The following is a 17,792-nucleotide window of genomic DNA, read 5'->3' as shown; positions in this document are numbered from 1 at the left end:
CACTACCCTCCGGCGGGCAGGTCCGTGCGCCGGGCCGTCCCCAGGTGCACCCCGACGCGCTTGACCAGCAGGGTCATCTCGTAGGCGACGAGGCCGACGTCGGAGTCCGCGTCGGACAGCACCGCGAGGCAGCTGCCGTCCCCCGCCGCGGTGACGAACAGGAAGGCCTCGTCGAGCTCGACGACCGTCTGCCGCACCCCGCCCGCGTCGAAGTGCCGACCCACCCCCTTGGCGAGGCTGTGGAATCCGGAAGCAACGGCGGCGAGGTGTTCGCTGTCCTCGCGACTGAGCCCCTCGGAGACGCCCGTGGGCAGCCCGTCGCCGGAGAGCACCATCGCCTTCCGGATGCCGGCGACGCGCTCGACCAGGTCGTCCAGGAGCCAGTTCAGCTCGCCGACAACCCCATTGGTGGTCTGCGCATTGGCCTTCGGCGCGGTCATCGACCGTCCCCCTCAGAGTTCGTTCCTCGTGCTGTCCCGTCGGTGCGCTCATCGCCCGCGGTGTTCTCCGCGCGTCCACGCCGCCAGCCGCGCTGGAGCGAGGCCATACGGCTGCGCACCTCGTCGGCGTCCCGGTCGGCGGGCAGTTCGGAGGGAGTCCTGTCTTCGGCCAGTGCCGCGCTGTCGCCGCGCAGGTCCGGGCCGTCCTTCAACTGCGGGGCCAGGTTGGCTTGTCGCACGCGGCGGGGCAGGCCGCCAGTAGTGGTGCCGGACGTGCCGGGCCGCTGGGCGTCCGCCGCGGGCTCGGGGGCCTCGCGCGGGGCCGCGGCCTCCTCCACCGCACGGGTGCGACGTCTCGGGAAGCCGTCCGGGGTGTGACCCTGCCCGTCGCCGTTGCCCCGGTCGTGCCGCTCGCCCGGTTCGGGCCCGGCGCGGTCGTCCGCGCCGGGCCGGCTGTGGGTCACGGGCCTGCCGTGCGAGCTGACGAGCTTGGGCACGCGCCGTCGCGGGAGCGGCAGTGGCCCCTCAGGGCCGGCCGCCGGATCCTGCGCGTCACGGTCCCCGGAACGACGCGGGCCGCCCGTGTGGCGGGAGGTGTCCGTGTGGCGGGAGGTGTTCGTGCCGTCGCTCCCGGCGCGGTCGTCCTCGGCCTGCTGGTGCTGTTCACCGGGAGGCCCGGACACGGCACGGCGAGGGCGGAACAGGCCGCCGCGCTCGCTGTCCTCGTCGCCCAGGGCTCCGGGGAACCGGGTCATGTCGGAGGTCGTCAGCGGGGCCTCCAGCTCGACCGGCCCGTTGAGCACGGAGGCCGGCAGACCGGGCAGCCCGGCCACGGAGCCCGGCTTCGATCGGGTCGCCGACGGGGCCGTGCGGCGCAGCGCGTTGGGCCGGTCGAGACGGAAGCCGGCGCCCTCGGTGTCGGGGGCGTCCGTGAGCAGGGAGTCCGGAATGAAGACCACCGCGGTGGTGCCGCCGTAGGGCGACGGCTGGAGGGAGACGCGGATGTTCTGCCGCTGGGCGAGGCGGCTGACCACGAACAGGCCGAGCCGGTCGGTGTCGGAGAGTTCGAACTCCGGTGTCTCGGCGAGGCGCAGGTTGGCGTCGAGCAGCGCGTCGGGGGCCATTCCGAGGCCGCGGTCGTGGATCTCCAGGGTGAAGCCGTTCGCGACGCGCTCACCGACCACCTGCACGGCGGTGTGCGGCGGCGAGAACACCGTGGCGTTCTCCAGGAGTTCGGCCACGAGGTGGGTGAGGTCGGCGACGGCCGGCCCCGTCACGGCGATCCGCGGCAGCCGCCGTACCTCGACGCGTTCGTAGTCCTCCACCTCGGCGACGGCGGCGCGCACGATGTCCATGAGCTGGACGGGTCTGCGCCACTGCCGGGACGGGGCGGCGCCGGAAAGGATCACCAGGCCCTCCGCGTGGCGGCGCATCCGGGTGGTGAGGTGGTCGAGGCGGAACAGGTCGGCGAGTTCGTCGGTGTCCTCGGTCCTGCGCTCCATCGTGTCGAGCAAGGTCAGCTGCTTGTGCAGCAGGACCTGGCTGCGCCGGGCGAGGTTGACGAACACCTCGGAGACGCCTCGGCGCAGCTCGGACTGCTTGACGGCGGCTTCGACCGCGGATCGCTGCAGGGTGTTGAGCGCCTGGCCGACCTGTCCGATCTCGTCCCTGTCGTATTCGAGACGCGGCGCCTCGGTCTCCACATCGACCTCGTCCCCGGCGGCCAGCCGGCGCATCACACCGGGGAGCCGCACACCGGAGGCCTCGTGCGCTTCGAGACGGAGCCGGCGCAGATCGCGGATGAGCCCGCGGCCGATGCGTACGGAGAGGTACAGGGAGACGAGCAGGGCGAGCAGACCGAGCACTCCGGCGACCCCGGCCCGCACCAGGACGTCGATGGCCTCCGGGCGGGCGCGGTCCTGGTAGCGCTCGGTCGCGGCGGTGTCCCGGTCGACGAGTTCGTCGAGCACCGACTGCGAGGCCTTGTCCCAACTCCGCGCGGTGACGCCCCGGGGAGTCCCGGGAGAGCCGTTCACGACCGCTTCCTCGGCGGCGCGCAGCGGGTTGGTTTCCGGGCTCTTCCAGTACCGCTGGTAGCGGGAGCGCTCGGAGTCGGGCAGGAGCGCGAGATTGCTCTCGTAGAGGAGGGAACGCTGGGCGACGAGGTCGGAGACCTGCCGCAGCTCCTGCTGGTTGAACCGGCGTGCGACGAGACCCGAGCCGACCAGGGCGTCCTCCTGGGACAGGAGTTCGCGTGCCTTGAGTACGCCGACGAGGGCACGCGCCTGGCGTTCCACCTTCGCGTCGTCGAGGGCCGTGAGGTCGAGCAGGAAGTCGTATGTCGGCGCGATGAGGCGGTTGTAGAACTCGAGGGCCTGGGCGCGGGTCACGGTGCCTTCGTCGACGTTCCGACGGAGCGACTCGATGCCTTCCAGGCCCTCGACGGCGGTATCGAGGGAGACCCGGGCGTCGCCGTCCAGGTCGTCGCGGATGTCGCCGTCCCGCACCTTCTCCTTGATCCGCGTGATCGACTCGTCGGCCGTGGTCCGCTCGGCCCGCAGCGCCGACTGGGCGTCGGAGGCGCGGGGGTCGGCGAGATAGACGAGTGTCTGGCGGCGCTCCGCCTGCAGGGAACGGCTCGTGGCGATCAACGGGTAGGCGACCGAGTCGACCGCCTGGCCCGCGGAGATCAGCTGGACGGCGGCGCGTCCCGTGATCACCGTGGCGAAGGCCCAGATGGCCGTCAGGGACAGCAACGGCACCAGCAACAGCGCCACGATCTTCCTGCGGATGGACTTCCCGCGAAAGCGCACGGCCTCCCCCAGATCGACCCCTCTGCCTTCAGGGGCACACATGTGCGTCAACAAACGGCGCGAGCCTACTACTGAGACAGGAGCAACTCGAAGACCTGTCCGGATGATGTCCGAGTGAACCGTGGTGCTGACATCACGAGTTGTCCGGCATTGCGGGAGATTCCCTCCGCTCGAGACCCTCTTCGACAGTGGTCACAACCGGCCCTGCCTGTCGAAGAGTTGGCCGGAATCCTCCGCACCGCCCGCCCGGAACAGGCGAGTTCGCCAAAACGGGAATCTTCCCGGCGCGCCGTTCGTCCTCAAGAAGGGAGGGGGCGCCTCGACGGCGTAAAGCACGGCAATTCGGGCAGTCACTGTGCAGTGCCGATGCGGGGGCATCGGCTTGAGGGCCGTTGAGGGCCCACGAGCGGTGGGGAGTGACGTGGCGATGGGCACGGCAGAGCGGAGCGGGCTGTGGATCGAGGAGCCGGCGCGTCGACGCCGGATGCCCGATCCCGTACGGACGTCAGCGGTACGGGCCGTCCTCATAGTCGCGCTCACCCTGATCCAGGCCATGATCGCAGTGTTGTGCACGCTGACCGACTCCTGGCTGGCCTTCCCCATGGTGCTCAGCAGCGTGGCCAGCACGGTCGCGGCCACGTGGGGTGTCCTCGACGTCTGGGTGACGCGTCAGGTGTGGAACCAGCGGCACGGCGTCGTCTCGGTCCCGGCCAGCACGGCCCGGCAGTTGCGCAAGGAGCGCCGCCAGGCCCGCCGTGCCGCGAGGTCGCGACGCGGCGTCCCGCGGCCCGACTCGGTCAACATACGCAGGCGCGGCAGGGCCGGGCAGCTGACCCACTCCTGACCCGCCCCCGCCGCGCGCCCAGAAAGCGGCAGCAGACATCAGGCATCAGGCATCAGGCGTCAGCAGGTCGCTTGTACATCCTCGTGGCCGTGATCTCGCCGTGCACCGTCTCGCCCTCGGGGTCCTGCTGCGGCAGCCCCGGACGCAGGTGCTCCTCCACGCTGATGTACTTCAGGCCGGCCCGGAGATCCGCGTCATTGCGCATCCGGATCACGAGCGGGAACTCGGCGAGCGCCGTCGTGTCGAACAGGCCGGTGGTGTAGAGGAGTTGCACGCCGAGCGCGTCGGAGACCGCACGCTGCAGTTCGAGCAGGTACGTGGCGTTGGCACGGCCGATCGGGTTGTCGAGGAACAGCGTGCCCGCGTGGCGGTGCTTGTCGCGGCCCCGGTCGTTGGAGCGCAGCGCGGCCATCGTGCAGTACAGGGCGATGGCCGCGGTGAGCAGCTGACCGCCGGAGAAGACGTCGCCCATCTGTCCGACGGGGACGCGCTCGGCACGCAGCACCGCGTCCGGCTTGAGGATCTCGACGGCGATGCCCTTGGGCTGGAGTGCCGCACCGACACCGCGCAGCAGCAGCGACATGCCGTCGCGGCGCAGGTCGGAGTTCTTCTTCACGGCCGCACTGGTCGCCTCGTCGATCACCTCGCCGAGCCGCTCGATCAGCGTGGCCTGGTCGGGCTCCTCGAAGCGGATCCGCAGGAACTCCTGTCCGGACCACTCGCCGAGCCCCTCGGGCAGCCGGGACAGGCGCTGGGCGGAGCGGAGGGTGGCGAGCGAGGACTCCACGAGGCCGCGCAGCCGGTCCACGATCGAGTCGCGGTTGCGCTCCAACTGGGCCAGCTCGTCGGTGAGGACGCGCAGTCGGGGTGCGAACGCGTCGGCCCACTTCTGCGCGTGCTCGGGGAGGGCGGACGCTGGCAGTTCGCGGATCTGCTGACGGGCGGGCGTGCGCACCTGCTCGTACCGCGTGGAGTTCGCGTGCCGCACGAGGATGTCGCTCGCCTCGCGGACCGCCGCCTCGGCCGTGGACAGGTCGGCGGCGCAGCCGCGCAGCGAGCGCCGGGCCTCGGCCGCCGTCTGGCGGGCCTCCTCCAGGGCGCCGGGATAGGGCTCCGGCTCGTCCTGCTCCTCCGACGGGTCCGCGTGGTCGCGCAACAGATCGCGCAGGAGCGCCGCGGTCTCGTCGAAGCCCCCGGCCCCGTCCTCGGCGGCACGGTGTGCGTCGAGGAGTTCGGCGTGGGCGGCGCGGGCGCTGCTCAACGCGTCGGTGCGGACGGCGAGTTCGGTGGTGGCCGTGCGCAGCAGGGTCTGCGCGTGCTCGGTGCCGGACGGGACGAGGTCCTCGGGCAGCTCCGTGTGCGCGTCGCCGTCCTCGGGCGCGTGCCGTTCGGCCTCGCCGCGCAGCCGGCCGAGCTGCTCGCTCGCCGTGGAGCCGCGGGTCTCCAGGAGCTGGACGAGTTCCTCGGCGCGGGCGGCGGCGGCCTGCCGCGAGGGGCCGTCGGCGCCCTCGGAGGTTTCCAGCAGGGTGGCGGCGCGGGTGCGCACCTTGTTGGTGAGCCGGTCCAGGTCGGCGAGCGCCGCGGACTCGTCGGACTCGGCGCGGGCCTGCTCGGCTCGCAGGTCGGCGCCGACGCCCACCTTTTCGTAGACCTGGGACGCGGCCCGGTACGCCTCGCGCAACGCGGGCAGTGACGCCTGGGGCGCCGCTCCCTCCGGTACGTCGTCGGGGGCGCCGGCGATCTCGGCGCGCTCGGCGCGCAGGGCGCGGGCGGTGCGGCGGGCGTCGTCGGCGGAGCGCTGGGCGGCCCGGCGGTCCTCGTCGGCCGAACGCGCGTGCTCCAGGCAGAAATGGGCCCGGGCCTCCGACTCGACGGCCTCGTCGGCGAGTTCGCGGACCTTCGCCTGCCAGCGGGCGCGCTCGCGCAGGCGGAACGCGAGCCCGGCGAGCGCGTCGGCGGCGCGGCGGGCCTTCTGCGCCGCCTCCTGCCGCTCGTCGCGCACGCGGGTCGCCTCGGCGGCGGACTCGTCGGCCTCGGCGCGCAGCGTGCGGGCCTCGGCGAGCTCGGCCTCGGACTCCTCGGCGAACGTACGGGCCGCACCGGCCGCGGCGGCGAGTTCGGCGAGGCGGCCCGTGGGGCAGCCGGAACGCCAGGAGGTGAGGCGTGCCGCCAGTTCGCGGTCCTTGGCGAGGCGCCCGGCAAGTGTGCGGATTTCCTCGTCACGCCGAGCCGCGCGCTCGCGGAGCGCCTGCCGCTCCTCGTCGGCGGCGTGCTCGTCGTGCATGGCCGGGTTCGGCGGTACGAGGAAGACGTTCGCGTCCGACGCGTTCTCGGCCGGGGTCGGGGCGAGCAGCGCGGCGGCGGTGCCGACGGCGACAGCGGAGCGGGGCAGCAGGGCCGCACCGGCGAGCGCCTCCCGGGCCCGCCCATGGGCCGCCGGGTCGGTGATCACGACGCCGTCGACCAGCTCGGGCCGGGCGGCGAGTACGCGCGCGTGGTCGGCCGGATCGACGGACTGGGCGAGGTAGCGCCAGCCCGGCAGGGCCGGGATGCCGTGCTCACCGAGGAACTCGACGGTGGCCAGCACGTCGGGGCCCGGCGGGAGCAGGCCGCCGTCGCCCAGGGCGCCCAGGATCCGGGAGTCGTCGGCGGCGGCCGTACGGAGCTCGAACAGCTGCCGCTCGGCAGCGGTCACGGTGTCGTCGAGGAGCGCCTTCAGGTCGTCGGCGGAGCGGTCCAGGTCTTCGGCGGTGAGGGTGCCCTCGGAGGCGTCCTGCGCATCCGCGTCGGATTCCGCGGCCCCGGAGGCTGCGAACGGCCCGCCCACACCGAGGAGTTCGGCCAGTCGCTCCTCCCCCGCGAGGGAGGCCGCCGCCTGCTCCTCCGCCTGGTGGGCCTGCTCCGCGGCGCTCGCGGCATCGGCGGCACGGGCCGCCGTCAGCTCGGCGCGGGCATCGACGGCCGCGGCCTCGCGCGCGTGCTCGGAGGCCCGGCGAGCGGCTTCGCGTGCGGTGTCCCACGCGGCGACGGTCGTCTTCTCCGCGTCGGCCGCGGCAAGCGCGGCGCGGGCCGGGTCGGCGTCGGGCACGCTGTCGTCGATCCACCCGGCGCGCACGGCCTCGGTGGTTTCCTGCTCGACCTCGGTCAGCCGCTGGCGCAGGTGCCCGAGTTCACTGCGGGCACGCTGGGCCTCGGTGGCCGCGGCCGTGGCATCGCGGTGCGCGGTCTCGCCCGCGTCCTGGAGGACGGCGGAGCGCTCCTCCTCCTCGTTCGCGTGCGTTTCGGCCTGCTCGGCGGCGCCGTGCAGCGACCGGACGAGTTCGGACGCGGCCTTGGCGCGGGCCGCGAGCGCGGGGGCGGCGTCGCGCTCGGCCTCGCGGATGGCGACGGCCACGCGCGCGGAGCGGTCGGCGGCGGCGCGGTGGCGCAGGACGGCCTCGGCGGCCTGCCACGCGGAGTGGAGGCCCCGCGCGTCGGCCAGCTCGCGCTTCTGCGCGGCGGCGGCCTTCTCGGCTCCGGCGAGCGCCAGGGAGGCGTGACGGTAGGCGAGTTCGGCGGCGATCAGGGAGCTGCGCTCGCGCGCCGAGTCCGCTTCGGTGACGGTGTGCGCGGCGGCGGTGACCTGCTGGGCCAGCTCCCCGGTACGGCCGCGCTCGACGGCGGCGCGGGCGGACAGCCGGCGCGCCAGCGTGCGCGTGCGGCGCTCGGCGGCAGCGTGCACGTCACGCGCGCGTCCCCGCGTGTCGGCGGCCTCCACGATGCGGGTGAGCAGGTCGACGGAGCCCGCCGTGAAGTCGCGCTCGGCGATCAGCTCGGCGCGCCGTCCCAGCTTGTTCCCGAACCCGCTCACCAGGTCGGCGAGGCCGTCCGTGTCCCGGGTGTCGGTCACGGCGCGCAGCAGCAGATCGGTGAAGTCGGAGTCCTTCTTGACGGCGAAGAGGCCCGCGGCCTCGCCCTCGTCCGCGTTCATCTCCCGCTGGTAGCGGAAGAGTTCGGGGTCGAGGCCGAGGTCACCGAGGTGTTCGTTCCACCGGTCGTGGATGTCTTCCCAGTGCACCTCCAGGTGCGGGTACGCCTTGCCCGCCTCCGTGAGCGCGTCACGGAAGCCCTTCATGGTGCGGCGCCGCCCCTGCGCGCCCGAGGCGCCCTCGGCGGCGCGTACGGCGCTGGACTCGGCGACCGGCAGCGAGTCGAGGCTCAGTCCGGGGCCCGGCCTGAACGAGTACCAGGCCTCGGCGAACTTCCGCGGGTCGTTGGAGACCTGCCGCCCGCGCCACTCGCTCACCTTGCCGACGACGACGCACTCGCCGGTGAGCGTGTGCTGCCACTCCAGGGCGACATGTCCGCAGTCGTCGGCGAGGAGGAACTTGCGCAGCACGCCGGAGCTGGCGCCGCCCAGGGTGTTCCGGTGACCGGGCAGCATGACCGAGAAGATGAGCTTGAGCAGGACCGACTTGCCGCCGCCGTTCTCCAGGAAGAGCACGCCGGCCGGCGCGGGGCGGCGCGGCGGGCCGACGGGCTCGTCCTCGAAGAACTCCGCCTGGGCGGGTGCGGGGTCGGGCACGGGCTCGCCGACGCCCCGCAGGTCGAGCACGGTGTCGGCGTAGCGCGCACCGGCGGGCCCAATGGAGTAGAGGCGAACCCGGGACAGCTCGTACATGGCGGACTCTCGTGGTAGGTACGGAAGTTCAGAAGGTCAGGAGTGGAACGGCAGGCCCGCGTCGGCGGCGAGCTCGGCCGCGTCCTCGTCCATCGGCGGCACCAGACTCGCGGACCCGTCGGTCACGGGGACGACCCCGAGGTCGAGAAGCTCGGCCATGGCGGCCGTGCCGGCCATGTCGCGGACCTGGAGCTGGTAGCGGGCGGTGGTGCGGTACGTGCCGCCCGAGTCGTCGCCGGTTCTCTGCAGGAAGCCGGAGTCGGTGAGGAACGCGGCGGCCTTGCCGACGATGCCGGTCGTCGAACTGGCGAGGCGGCGCGTGTCCTTGGTGGCTCCCGTGGAGCTGCGCCGCGCCCAGATCCGCCAGGCGGCTTCGAGGCCGGGAGCCTCGGTGGCCGGGTCGGTGTTCTCGCCCGTCTCCTCGGCCCGCTCCTCCAGCTTGCGGCAGGCCTGCCGGACGAAAGCGTCCACCCCGTTGACACTCACGCGGCCGATGTAGCCGTCGTCGGCGAGGTCCTCCGGGCGCGGGAAGGCGAGCGCGGCGACCGCGAGATGGGCGAGGCCGTGCAGGAAACGGTCGGTGGAGTCGGCGGTCGCCTTGCGCGCGTAGTCGCCCATGCGCACCGCGAACACGGAGTCCTCCGCGGCGGTCACGGCCATCCCCGCGCGCGGGGACACCTCCAGGACGACGAGGCCGAGCCCGGTGGCCACGGCGTCGGCGAGCCGGGCGAAGGGCGGGTCCTCGCGGTAGCGGCGCAGCAGCTCGCCGTACTCCTGGTCACGGGAGGGCTGCAGCTTCGGCTGGAGACCGAAGGAGACGAGCCGTGCCGCGTCGGCGGCATCGGCCGGGGTGACGGGCGCCTGGGCGGCCCTGACCGAGCCCGGAGCTTCGGGCTCGCCCCATTCGGCGTGCTCTTCGGCGTACTCGGTCACGGGTGGTGCTCCTTCATGGGTGTTGCATGTCCTACGGGGACGTGGGTCGGCATCACGCGGCCTCCGTCCGGTCCGCGGCCATCCCGACCGCGTCGAGCAGGGCCGTGCCCACGATGAGGTCGGCGCCGCCGAACTCCGGGTCGTCGAGCTCGGTGCCGTCATCCACGGCGAACAGCAGCTTCTCCTCGCCCTGGCGGTAGGCGGTGCCGACCGGCGGGCTCGCGGCGTGGACCGCCAACAGGGCCACCAAGTAAGGCAGTTCGGTATCGCGCTTGCGGGCGTCGGCGAGCAGTCCTGACAGCCGGCGCGGCGCGTCCGACGGCAGGTCGAGCAGCTCCATGGCGCCCGCGAGCTGCTCCTCGCTGAACCGGCTGTCGTTCGGCGTCGCGATGAGGTCCGGCTCGGGCATCTCCGCACCGAGGTGCTCGCGCTCCATGGGGGGCGTGAGCAGTATGTCGACCAGGTCGCCCACGCGGACGGACACGGGCGTACGGAGCCCTGTGCCGTGCGCGAAGAACGCGTCGGTCGCCTTGGCCGCGCTCTCCACCGGGAGCGGCAGCAGCGGCGCGAGGAGCTGCCCGTACAGGTCGAGGCCCGCGCGCGCGGAGGGCGCCGTGAAGGCCTGCCGGTCCTGCTCGGCGCGGAACAGTGGCCCTGCCTCCAGGAGGCGCGACTGCAGCTGCGTGTGGCGGCGGATGCAGTCCTTGACGATGTCGACGAGCTCGGCGGCGCGGCGCTTGTGCTCCTGGTCCTCCGCCTCGTCGCGGGCCTTGCGGATGTTCGTCAGGATCGCGTTCTCGTGCCGGTAGCGGTCCGCGACGTGGTCGAGCGCCTCGGCGATCATGTCGGGCACGGCCTGCAGCCAGTCGACGGCGCGCACATTGCGCCGCGTCGCGTCCAGCGCCTTGCGGAGCGTCTCCGAGTACTGCACGGTCCGGTATCTGGCCTGCTCGGCGGCGAGCTGCGCGTCGGCGAGCCGGCCGCGGCTGATCAGCACCTCGAGCTTGACCTCGGCGGCGATCTGCGCGCTGGTGACGTCCGTGTCGAGGGCGCCGACCAGTACGTTCACCGCCTCGTCCGTCGTGCGGAGGTAGACGCTGCCCCCGTAGCCGGGGACTTCCTCGATCAGCTTGAAGTCGTAATCACGCCGTACGTAGGAGCCGTCCGGCGCGAACGTGCCGTACACGGCGCGGAAACCGCGGTCCACGCTGCCGACGTTGATCAGGTTCTCCAGGACCCAGCGGGCCACCCGCTCGTGCTCGGCGGCGGGCCGCTGCGGGGTCTGTGCCGCGATGCGGGGCACGAGCCTGGCCACTATCTGCTCGTGGTCGGCGCCCGTGTCGAAGTCCATGTTCAGCGTGACGAGGTCGATGGCGGACAGCGCCACCTCCGCCATCCCGTACGTCGAGTACTCGCCCGCGAGATTGGCCTTGCGCACGTCCAGATCGTGCAGCGGCGCGGTGCACGCGAGCGCGCGAAGGCGGCGCGCCAGCCCCTCGTCGGCGGCCGGGCCCGGTGCGGGGCGCGGCCCCGCGCTGAGCTGGGGCGGAACGGATTCCGTGCTGGCAGGCGAAGTCACGGAGCACAGGGTATGCGCTGGGTCTGACAACGGTCGAAACGGCGCAGATGCGACGGCTTTCGGGCCCGCCCGTGACGAGCCGCGAAAGGCCGCTACCCGTCCTTCGGCATCCGCTGCCGATACGCCTCGACGAGCCCGTCGCGGGAGTCGTCGAGGTACTCCCCGAGCAGGGTCTCAGCCGTGTCCCTGCGTCCCTCGCGCAGCATCTCCACGAGTTCCAGATTGCGTGCCAGGTACGGCTCGTGGAGGCGCTGCGGATCATCGACGACGTGGAACGCGAGCCGTAGCTCGGCCAGGACGCTGCGCATCAGTTCGTCGGTGCGCTCGCTGCGTGCCAGGGCGACGAGTTCGCGGTGGAAGTGGATGTTGGCGGTCGAGACGCTCTTCCACTCGCGCCGCTCGGCCCCGCGGTGACCGTCGGCGACGGCTGCGGCGACCCCGTCGAGCGCGTACGGGGGGTCGCCCAGGGACCGTACGACGGCGCACTCGACCATGCGCCGGGTCCGGTAGATGTCCTCGACGTCGTCGACGCTCAGGACGCGCACGAAGACCCCGCGGTTCAGCCGGTGTTCGAGCAGCCGCTCGTGCGTGAGCAGCCGGAACGACTCACGGAGCGTGTTGCGCGACACTCCGAGGGCGCCTCCGATGCTGTCCTCCGACAGGCGTGTGCCGGGCGGGAAGTAGCCTTCCGCGATCCGGCTGCGCAGGATGTCCGCGACGCGCTCCGCGGTGCTGGTGCGCCCCAGCAGCGCGCGGTCGTCCGCGAGGTCGTTGAGTTCGTCCATGGCCACGGCCGAATTCAAGCGCAGTTCCGGGAACGGGACAACGTTGGTATCGACGGATCGTTCAACGACGCCGCGAACTCCTCAGGAAACGACGCCTCACGCGTCTCAGGACACGACCGCCTCCAGCGCCTCGAGCAGCCGCTCCACGTCCTCCGCGCTGCTGTAGGGGGCGAGGCCCACCCGGACGCCGCCGGCGTCCCCGAGGCCGAGCCGCCGCGAGGCCTCCACGGCGTAGAAGGACCCGGCGGGGGCGTCGATGCCGTGGGCGGCCAGGTGCCGGGAGATCTCTGCCGGACTCCGGCCCTCGACCGTGAACAGGAGGGTCGGGGTGCGCAGTTCCGCGCGCGAGTACCGCGTGATGTCGCCGAGGTCCGCTAGGCCTGCCTCCATGCGCTGTCGCAGCGCGTCCTCGTGCTCCTCCAGGGCCGCGAAGGAGGCGACGAGGCGCTCCCTGCGGCTGCCGGGGGCGCCCACGCTCAGGCCCGCGAGAAAGTCCACGGCGGCGCTCGCCCCGGCCAGCAACTCATAGGGCAGGGTGCCGAGTTCGAAGCGCTCCGGTACGGCGTCGCTGGACGGCTGCAGCTTGTCGGGGCGCAGCGACTCGAGCACCTCGGCGCGGCCGGTGAGCACGCCCAGGTGCGGGCCGAGGAACTTGTAGGGCGAGCAGACCAGCGTGTCCGCGCCGAGTGCCGCCAGGTCGACCGCGGCATGCGAGGCGTAGTGCACCGCGTCCACGTGGAAGAGAGCGCCCACTTCGTGAGTGAGGGCGGCCAGGGCCGGCAGGTCGGGACGCGTGCCTATCAGGTTGGACGCGGCGGTGATGGCCACCAGGCGGGTACGTTCCGAGAGCACCGCTTCAAGGTGCTCGGGCCGCAGCTCGCCCGTCTCCGGGTCGAAGTCGACCCACCGTACGGTGGCGCCCGCCGCTTCGGCCGCCTGCACCCACGGACGGATGTTGGAATCGTGGTCGAGCCGGGTGACGACCACCTCGTCGCCCGGCCGCCAGGTCTTGGCGAGCGTCCGGGAGAGGTCGTAGACGAGCTGCGTGGCACTGCGCCCGAACGCGACGGTCCCCGGCGTGGTGCCGAGCAGATCGGCCAGCGCCGCACGGGCCTCGACGACGATCCCGTCGGCACGGCGTTCGCCCTCCGTCGTCTGCCCCCGGTTCGCCAGCGGCCCGGCCAGTGCGGCGGCGACGGCGTCGATCACCCGCGCGGGGGTCTGGGTGCCGCCGGGCGCGTCGAAGCGGGCCGTGCCGGACTTCAGGGCGGGTATCTGTGCCCGGATGGCGGCGATGTCGAGGGCCATGGCTCAACTCCTATGGTGCGTAGGCGATGCGGGGCCTTCTCCTGGTCAGGGGCAGACCTCGCACGGCTGGCTCGTACCGGGAGCCGCTCCCGCGACCCCCGCCACATGATCGCAAGCCCGGAACGGCACCCCCAGCCCCGGGGCCGGGCGGGCGCCCGAAGTCCGCAGGTGAATCACGAGAAGGTGGCCCCTCGCCGAAGGACCACCTCCCGGAAATCAGCGCGTCACAACGCGGGGGCGTCGGGCCCGATCCTGCTGCGGACCGCGGTCTGCACCTCGTCCTCCTCGGCCGGATCGGCGGCGAGGCGGCGCAGTTGATCGACGACGCGGGCGTCGCCCGTCTCGGCGTGCCGCGCGGCGACCTCCCGGGTGCTCTCCTCGCAGTCCCACAGGCACTCGACGGCGAACCCGGCGGCGAAGGAGGGATCGGTGGCGGCGAGCGCGCAGGCGGCGCGCCCGCGCAGATGTGAGGACGCCGTCTCCCGGTAGATGTGCCGCAGCACGGGAGCGGCACTGACGATGCCGAGCCGTCCGGCCCCGTCGACGAGCGGCCAGAGGGTGGGGGCGTCGGGACCGTCACCGCGTACTGCCTCCCGTAGGGAGGTGAGGACGAGTTCGCCGTCCCGTGCGCCGCCCCTACAGGCGAGCATGCGGCCCGCGGCGGCGCCGAGCGCGTCCGGCCGGGGCGCCCACTGCCGGGCCCGCTGTACGACGGCGACGCTGCGCATCCGCTCGAAGGCGTCCAGCGCGGCGTCCACGACCGCGCGGGACGGCGCCTCCACCGCGGCCTCGATGAGTTCGAGTACGGCCGGATCATGCATGTCGGCGAGGTAGCGCAGCGCGGTGCAGCGCGCCCCGTCGGTCCCGTCCTGCGCGGCGCGCAGGATCTCGGCGTGGTCCTGCGGACCCGCCACGGCGGTCAGGCAGCGGGCGGCGGGCACGTACAGGACGGCGCCCCGCTCGAAGCCCTCCTGCGCCCAGTCGAAGACGGCCTGCACGCTCCACTCGGGGCGCGGTCCCGCCGGCCGCATCTGCCGCTGCCAGCGGTCGAAGGAGCCGGTTTCCTGCGCGGCACGCACGCGTGCCCCCACATGCGGGCGCGGGTCCTCGGCCCACAGGCGCCAGGGTCGCGGTTCGAAGGCGTCGCGCACGACGACGGCGAGTTCGGCCTCGGCGTCAGCCGGGAAGCGGGCGAGGACGGGCTCGGCGAGCGCGCGCAGTCCCGCGTCGTCGTCGCGCAGGGCCAGCTCGTCGAGCGCCCAGGCCCAGTTGCCGCCCAAGGCGGCGTACCTGCGCAGCAGCTCGAGGGCGTCCTGCCTGCCGTAGGAGGCGAGGTGGCCGAGGACCGCGAGCGCCAGGCCCGTACGCGACTCCTCGGTGTCGAGGAGGTCCTCGGGGTCGAAGAGGTGCCGCTCGATCTCGTCGAGCTCGCCATGGAGATCGACGTAGAGGCGGGCGTAGTACAGCGAGCGGTTCTCCACCTGCCAGTCGTGGCGGGGGTCGCTCAGCACACAGTGATTGAGAGCCGCGAGGGCCTCGGCACGCGGCGCCGTCAGCGCGTGCAGCGTGCCGTCGCCGCGGCCCCTCTGCAGCAGGCCGAGCAGCGTACCGCTGGGTCCTATGACCGGTTCGAACATGGGAAACAGCCTCACATCAAGCGTCGACGCAACCGGGACGATCACCTACCTGGCCACGTGACAACACGTCGGAGCGCCCGCCGTCTCTTGCTTGCTGCTACCCATTTCTCTGCCTCTCGTCCAAGGCCCGGAACCGGGCCGTTCACGGCCCGCTCTGCGCGTGGGCACCACCTGCCCCGGCCTCGCGTCCGTAAATCACGCCGTCATCATGACCCAGCGGTTCAACCCACCGCGACCACATTTCTCGCACCCCCGTTTTGCCTGGTCAGAGTCGGTGTGTCAGGAGGTGCCGAAGAGGTCGACGAGCTCCGTCTTGCCGAACATCCGGGCCGTGTCGACCGCCGAAGGGGTCCCCGCGGCCGGATCGGCGCCCCCGTCGAGCAGCGCGCCGATCACGTCGTCGGCGCCCTTGAAGACGGCGCCCGCGAGCGGGGTCTGGCCCTTGTCGTTGGCGCGGTTCGCGTCGGCGCCGCGCTCCAGGAGGGCGCGCACCGCCTCCGCGTGCCCGTGATAGGCGGCGAGCATGACGAGCGTGTCGCCCCGGTCGTTCGTGAGGTTCGCCGGCACCCCGGCGTCCACGTAGCCCATGAGAGCCTCCGTCTCGCCGCTTCGCGCGAGGTCGAAGATCTTGGTGGCCAGCTCCACGACCTCCGGGTCGGGGGCTTCGCTCATCGGGCGGACCGCCTTTCTCCTACGTGCAGGTACGGCCGTGCAGCCGTACGAGTGAATCGACAGGGTACTGCCCGGTCCGGCACATGACCCGATCCCGCCGAGGCAAAGATCACGAACGGTGCGGACGAGTGTCCGGCAGCACGCTCGAGCAGCTCAGCAGCAGCCGGTCAATTGGGTGAAAGCCTGGCTTTTCCACCCATTTGCACCTTTTGTCGTATAGATACATGCTGTGAGCCTGGAAGAACTCATGGTGACTGTCCCCATCAACCAGGAGAACCCTCATGATCCTGTCCATCTCGGGTGTCGTGCTGCTCGGCATCATCGTCTTCCTGTTCTTCCGCAAGGACGGCCTGAAGGCCTCGCACGCGCTGGTCTGCGCCCTCTTCGGCTTCTACTTGGCGGGCACGGCCATCGCCCCGAGCATCAAGGCGGGCGGCCAGAGCCTCGCCAGCCTGCTCGGCGGGATCAAGTTCTGACGGACCACTCACCCGCACACACCACCAGGAGAACGACGTGGCCAGGCGCCCACTCCCCCGCATTCTGAGCAACGGCAGCGCCACGATCGCCCGGAGCCGGGACATGGCTCGGACGGCCGCCGACGGTGCCACCGACGTACTCCACCCCCTCATCACGGTCAGCCGTGGACTGCGTCGCCTGGCCGGTGCCGGGCGGCAGAAGTGGGCGAACACCCCCAAGGAGCGGCGCGGACCGCTGCTCTTCCTGGTGGCCGCCGTCGTCCTGGTCGTGGTGTTCATTCCGTACGGTCCGCTGCTGGCGCTCATCACCCTGATGGCGGCGGCCGGATGGAAGGGGCGCGATCCGAAGCCGCCGGAGCAGACCGGCCCCGACGATTCGCAGGTACAGCGCCTCTCGTCGCTCTACGAGGCGCTCGTACCGTACTTCTCCGTAGCCGACGACCCGAGCCCGCTGTACGCCCACGGGGGCGACTGGGAGCAGGCCTTCGAGACGTTCGACTTCGACGGCGACGGCCGTGTCGACCGGATCGACATCCGCTACCCCGCCTACTTCACGGACGGGGAAGCGGCGTCGCGGGCCCGGATCGAGCAACTGCTGCACGCCAAGCTCGGCCGGGGCCGCGAGTACCACTTCGCGTGGGACGAGGAGGGCAACCACCTGACGGTGAACGTGCTCGACCCACTGCCCACGGACATCGCCGCCCAGCACTTCGTGACCTCGCCCGGCGAGACCGTGCTCGGCTTCACCGACGGGACCGGCGTCCAGCGCACCCTGCCGGTGCTGGCGGGCGAGGAGGAGCGGGACGAACCGCCCGTCGTGTGGCGCACCGGCGTCCGCTCCACCGAGCCGCACCTGCTGATCGCGGGGCAGCCGGGCAGCGGCACGACGTCCCTGCTGCGTTCCGTGGCACTGCAGGCGCTGCGCCACGGTGACGTACTGATCGTCGAGGGCAGCGGGACGGGCGACTACGCGTCCCTGGTCGGCCGCCCCGGGGTGCTCGCCGTGGAGTGCGGTCTTGCCGGCGCGCTGACCAGCCTCGAATGGGCCGCACACGAGACGGAGCGGCGGCTGATCGCCGCGAACCGGGCGCGACAGGCCGGGCACCCCACCCCGGACGACATCAAGCGCCCGCTGTGGATCCTGCTGGACCGCCCAGGCGCCCTGGGCCACCTCGCGGCCGCGGACGGCCGCAAGGACCCGCAGACGCTGCTCCAGGTGCCTCTCAGGCACGGCCGCGCGGCCGGCGTGACGGTCGTCGTGGCCGAGCAGTTCGACAGCCTCGACGCCCTGATCGACCCGGTCCGGCAGCACACCCGCGCGCGCGTGGTGCTCGGCCCGGCCGCTCCGGAGGAGCTGCGGGACGTGCTCGGCGTCCTGCCGCAGACGACACCCACCGCCGACATCCCGGCGGGCCGCGGCTACGCCCGCCTGGGCACGGGCCCTGTCCACCGCCTTCAGGTCCCGGCGACCCCGGACCCGTACGACGACGCGACGAGCGAGACCCACCGGCAGGCGGTCACGGCCCTCCTCCCGGAGCGCAGCACGCCGGGCGACGCGACCATCGAGACCCCGGTCGAGGCGGTGCCCGACGAGGCCGAGGCGCTGGCCGAGCGCTGAGGAACAGGGATCGGCCCGTAAGCAGCG

Annotated in this window: 12 protein-coding genes; 3 read left to right on the top strand and 9 right to left on the bottom strand. The window is 72.8% G+C overall.

What is annotated here, in order from left to right:
• Positions 1-2: 2 nt before the first annotated feature.
• On the bottom strand, positions 3-440 hold the full coding sequence (locus tag ACWD2L_RS36315; RefSeq protein ID WP_351339480.1) for a roadblock/LC7 domain-containing protein: 438 nt from the start codon (positions 438-440) through the stop codon (positions 3-5).
• On the bottom strand, positions 437-3,253 hold the full coding sequence (locus ACWD2L_RS36310; protein WP_351339482.1) for a sensor histidine kinase: 2,817 nt from the start codon (positions 3,251-3,253) through the stop codon (positions 437-439). The genes ACWD2L_RS36315 and ACWD2L_RS36310 overlap by 4 nt, the downstream gene beginning before the upstream one ends.
• A gap of 427 nt (positions 3,254-3,680) precedes the next feature.
• On the opposite strand from ACWD2L_RS36310, the gene ACWD2L_RS36305 reads away from it, so the two are divergent.
• Positions 3,681-4,097, top strand: coding sequence for a hypothetical protein (locus ACWD2L_RS36305; protein ID WP_351339485.1), 417 nt, complete (start codon positions 3,681-3,683; stop codon positions 4,095-4,097).
• 52 nt (positions 4,098-4,149) lie between these two features.
• Here ACWD2L_RS36305 and ACWD2L_RS36300 read toward each other — a convergent pair whose 3' ends face one another.
• The 7 genes from ACWD2L_RS36300 to ACWD2L_RS36270 all read right to left on the bottom strand — a co-directional run bounded on the left by ACWD2L_RS36300 (position 4,150) and on the right by ACWD2L_RS36270 (position 15,671).
• On the bottom strand, positions 4,150-8,757 hold the full coding sequence (locus ACWD2L_RS36300) for a coiled-coil domain-containing protein (protein WP_351339487.1): 4,608 nt from the start codon (positions 8,755-8,757) through the stop codon (positions 4,150-4,152).
• A 36-nt stretch (positions 8,758-8,793) separates the two neighbouring features.
• A complete protein-coding gene (locus ACWD2L_RS36295) occupies positions 8,794-9,690 on the bottom strand; it encodes a hypothetical protein (protein WP_351339490.1) in 897 nt (298 codons plus the stop codon).
• 52 nt (positions 9,691-9,742) lie between these two features.
• On the bottom strand, positions 9,743-11,269 hold the full coding sequence (locus ACWD2L_RS36290) for a hypothetical protein (protein WP_351339491.1): 1,527 nt from the start codon (positions 11,267-11,269) through the stop codon (positions 9,743-9,745).
• A gap of 92 nt (positions 11,270-11,361) precedes the next feature.
• Positions 11,362-12,054 carry a GntR family transcriptional regulator gene (locus ACWD2L_RS36285; RefSeq protein ID WP_351339521.1) on the bottom strand — a complete coding sequence of 231 codons (693 nt, stop codon included), beginning with the start codon at positions 12,052-12,054 and terminating at the stop codon, positions 11,362-11,364.
• 105 nt (positions 12,055-12,159) lie between these two features.
• On the bottom strand, positions 12,160-13,362 hold the full coding sequence (locus ACWD2L_RS36280; protein WP_351339493.1) for a cysteine desulfurase-like protein: 1,203 nt from the start codon (positions 13,360-13,362) through the stop codon (positions 12,160-12,162).
• Between the two features lie 224 nt (positions 13,363-13,586).
• Positions 13,587-14,999, bottom strand: coding sequence for a HEAT repeat domain-containing protein (locus ACWD2L_RS36275; RefSeq protein ID WP_351339496.1), 1,413 nt, complete (start codon positions 14,997-14,999; stop codon positions 13,587-13,589).
• 279 nt (positions 15,000-15,278) lie between these two features.
• Positions 15,279-15,671: an ankyrin repeat domain-containing protein gene (locus tag ACWD2L_RS36270; protein WP_351339499.1), complete on the bottom strand. Its 393-nt coding sequence runs from the start codon at positions 15,669-15,671 to the stop codon at positions 15,279-15,281.
• Positions 15,672-15,952: 281 nt separating this feature from the next.
• On the opposite strand from ACWD2L_RS36270, the gene ACWD2L_RS36265 reads away from it, so the two are divergent.
• Positions 15,953-16,147 (top strand): hypothetical protein, encoded by a 195-nt coding sequence (locus tag ACWD2L_RS36265; RefSeq protein WP_266598445.1) that lies wholly within the window; start codon positions 15,953-15,955, stop codon positions 16,145-16,147.
• A 37-nt stretch (positions 16,148-16,184) separates the two neighbouring features.
• Positions 16,185-17,765, top strand: a complete 1,581-nt coding sequence (locus ACWD2L_RS36260; RefSeq protein WP_351339502.1) for a hypothetical protein — start codon at positions 16,185-16,187, stop codon at positions 17,763-17,765.
• Positions 17,766-17,792: the final 27 nt, after the last annotated feature.

The sequence above is a fragment of the Streptomyces sp. NPDC002754 genome, assembly GCF_053592315.1.
This window is presented reverse-complemented; position numbering and strand designations above follow the sequence as displayed.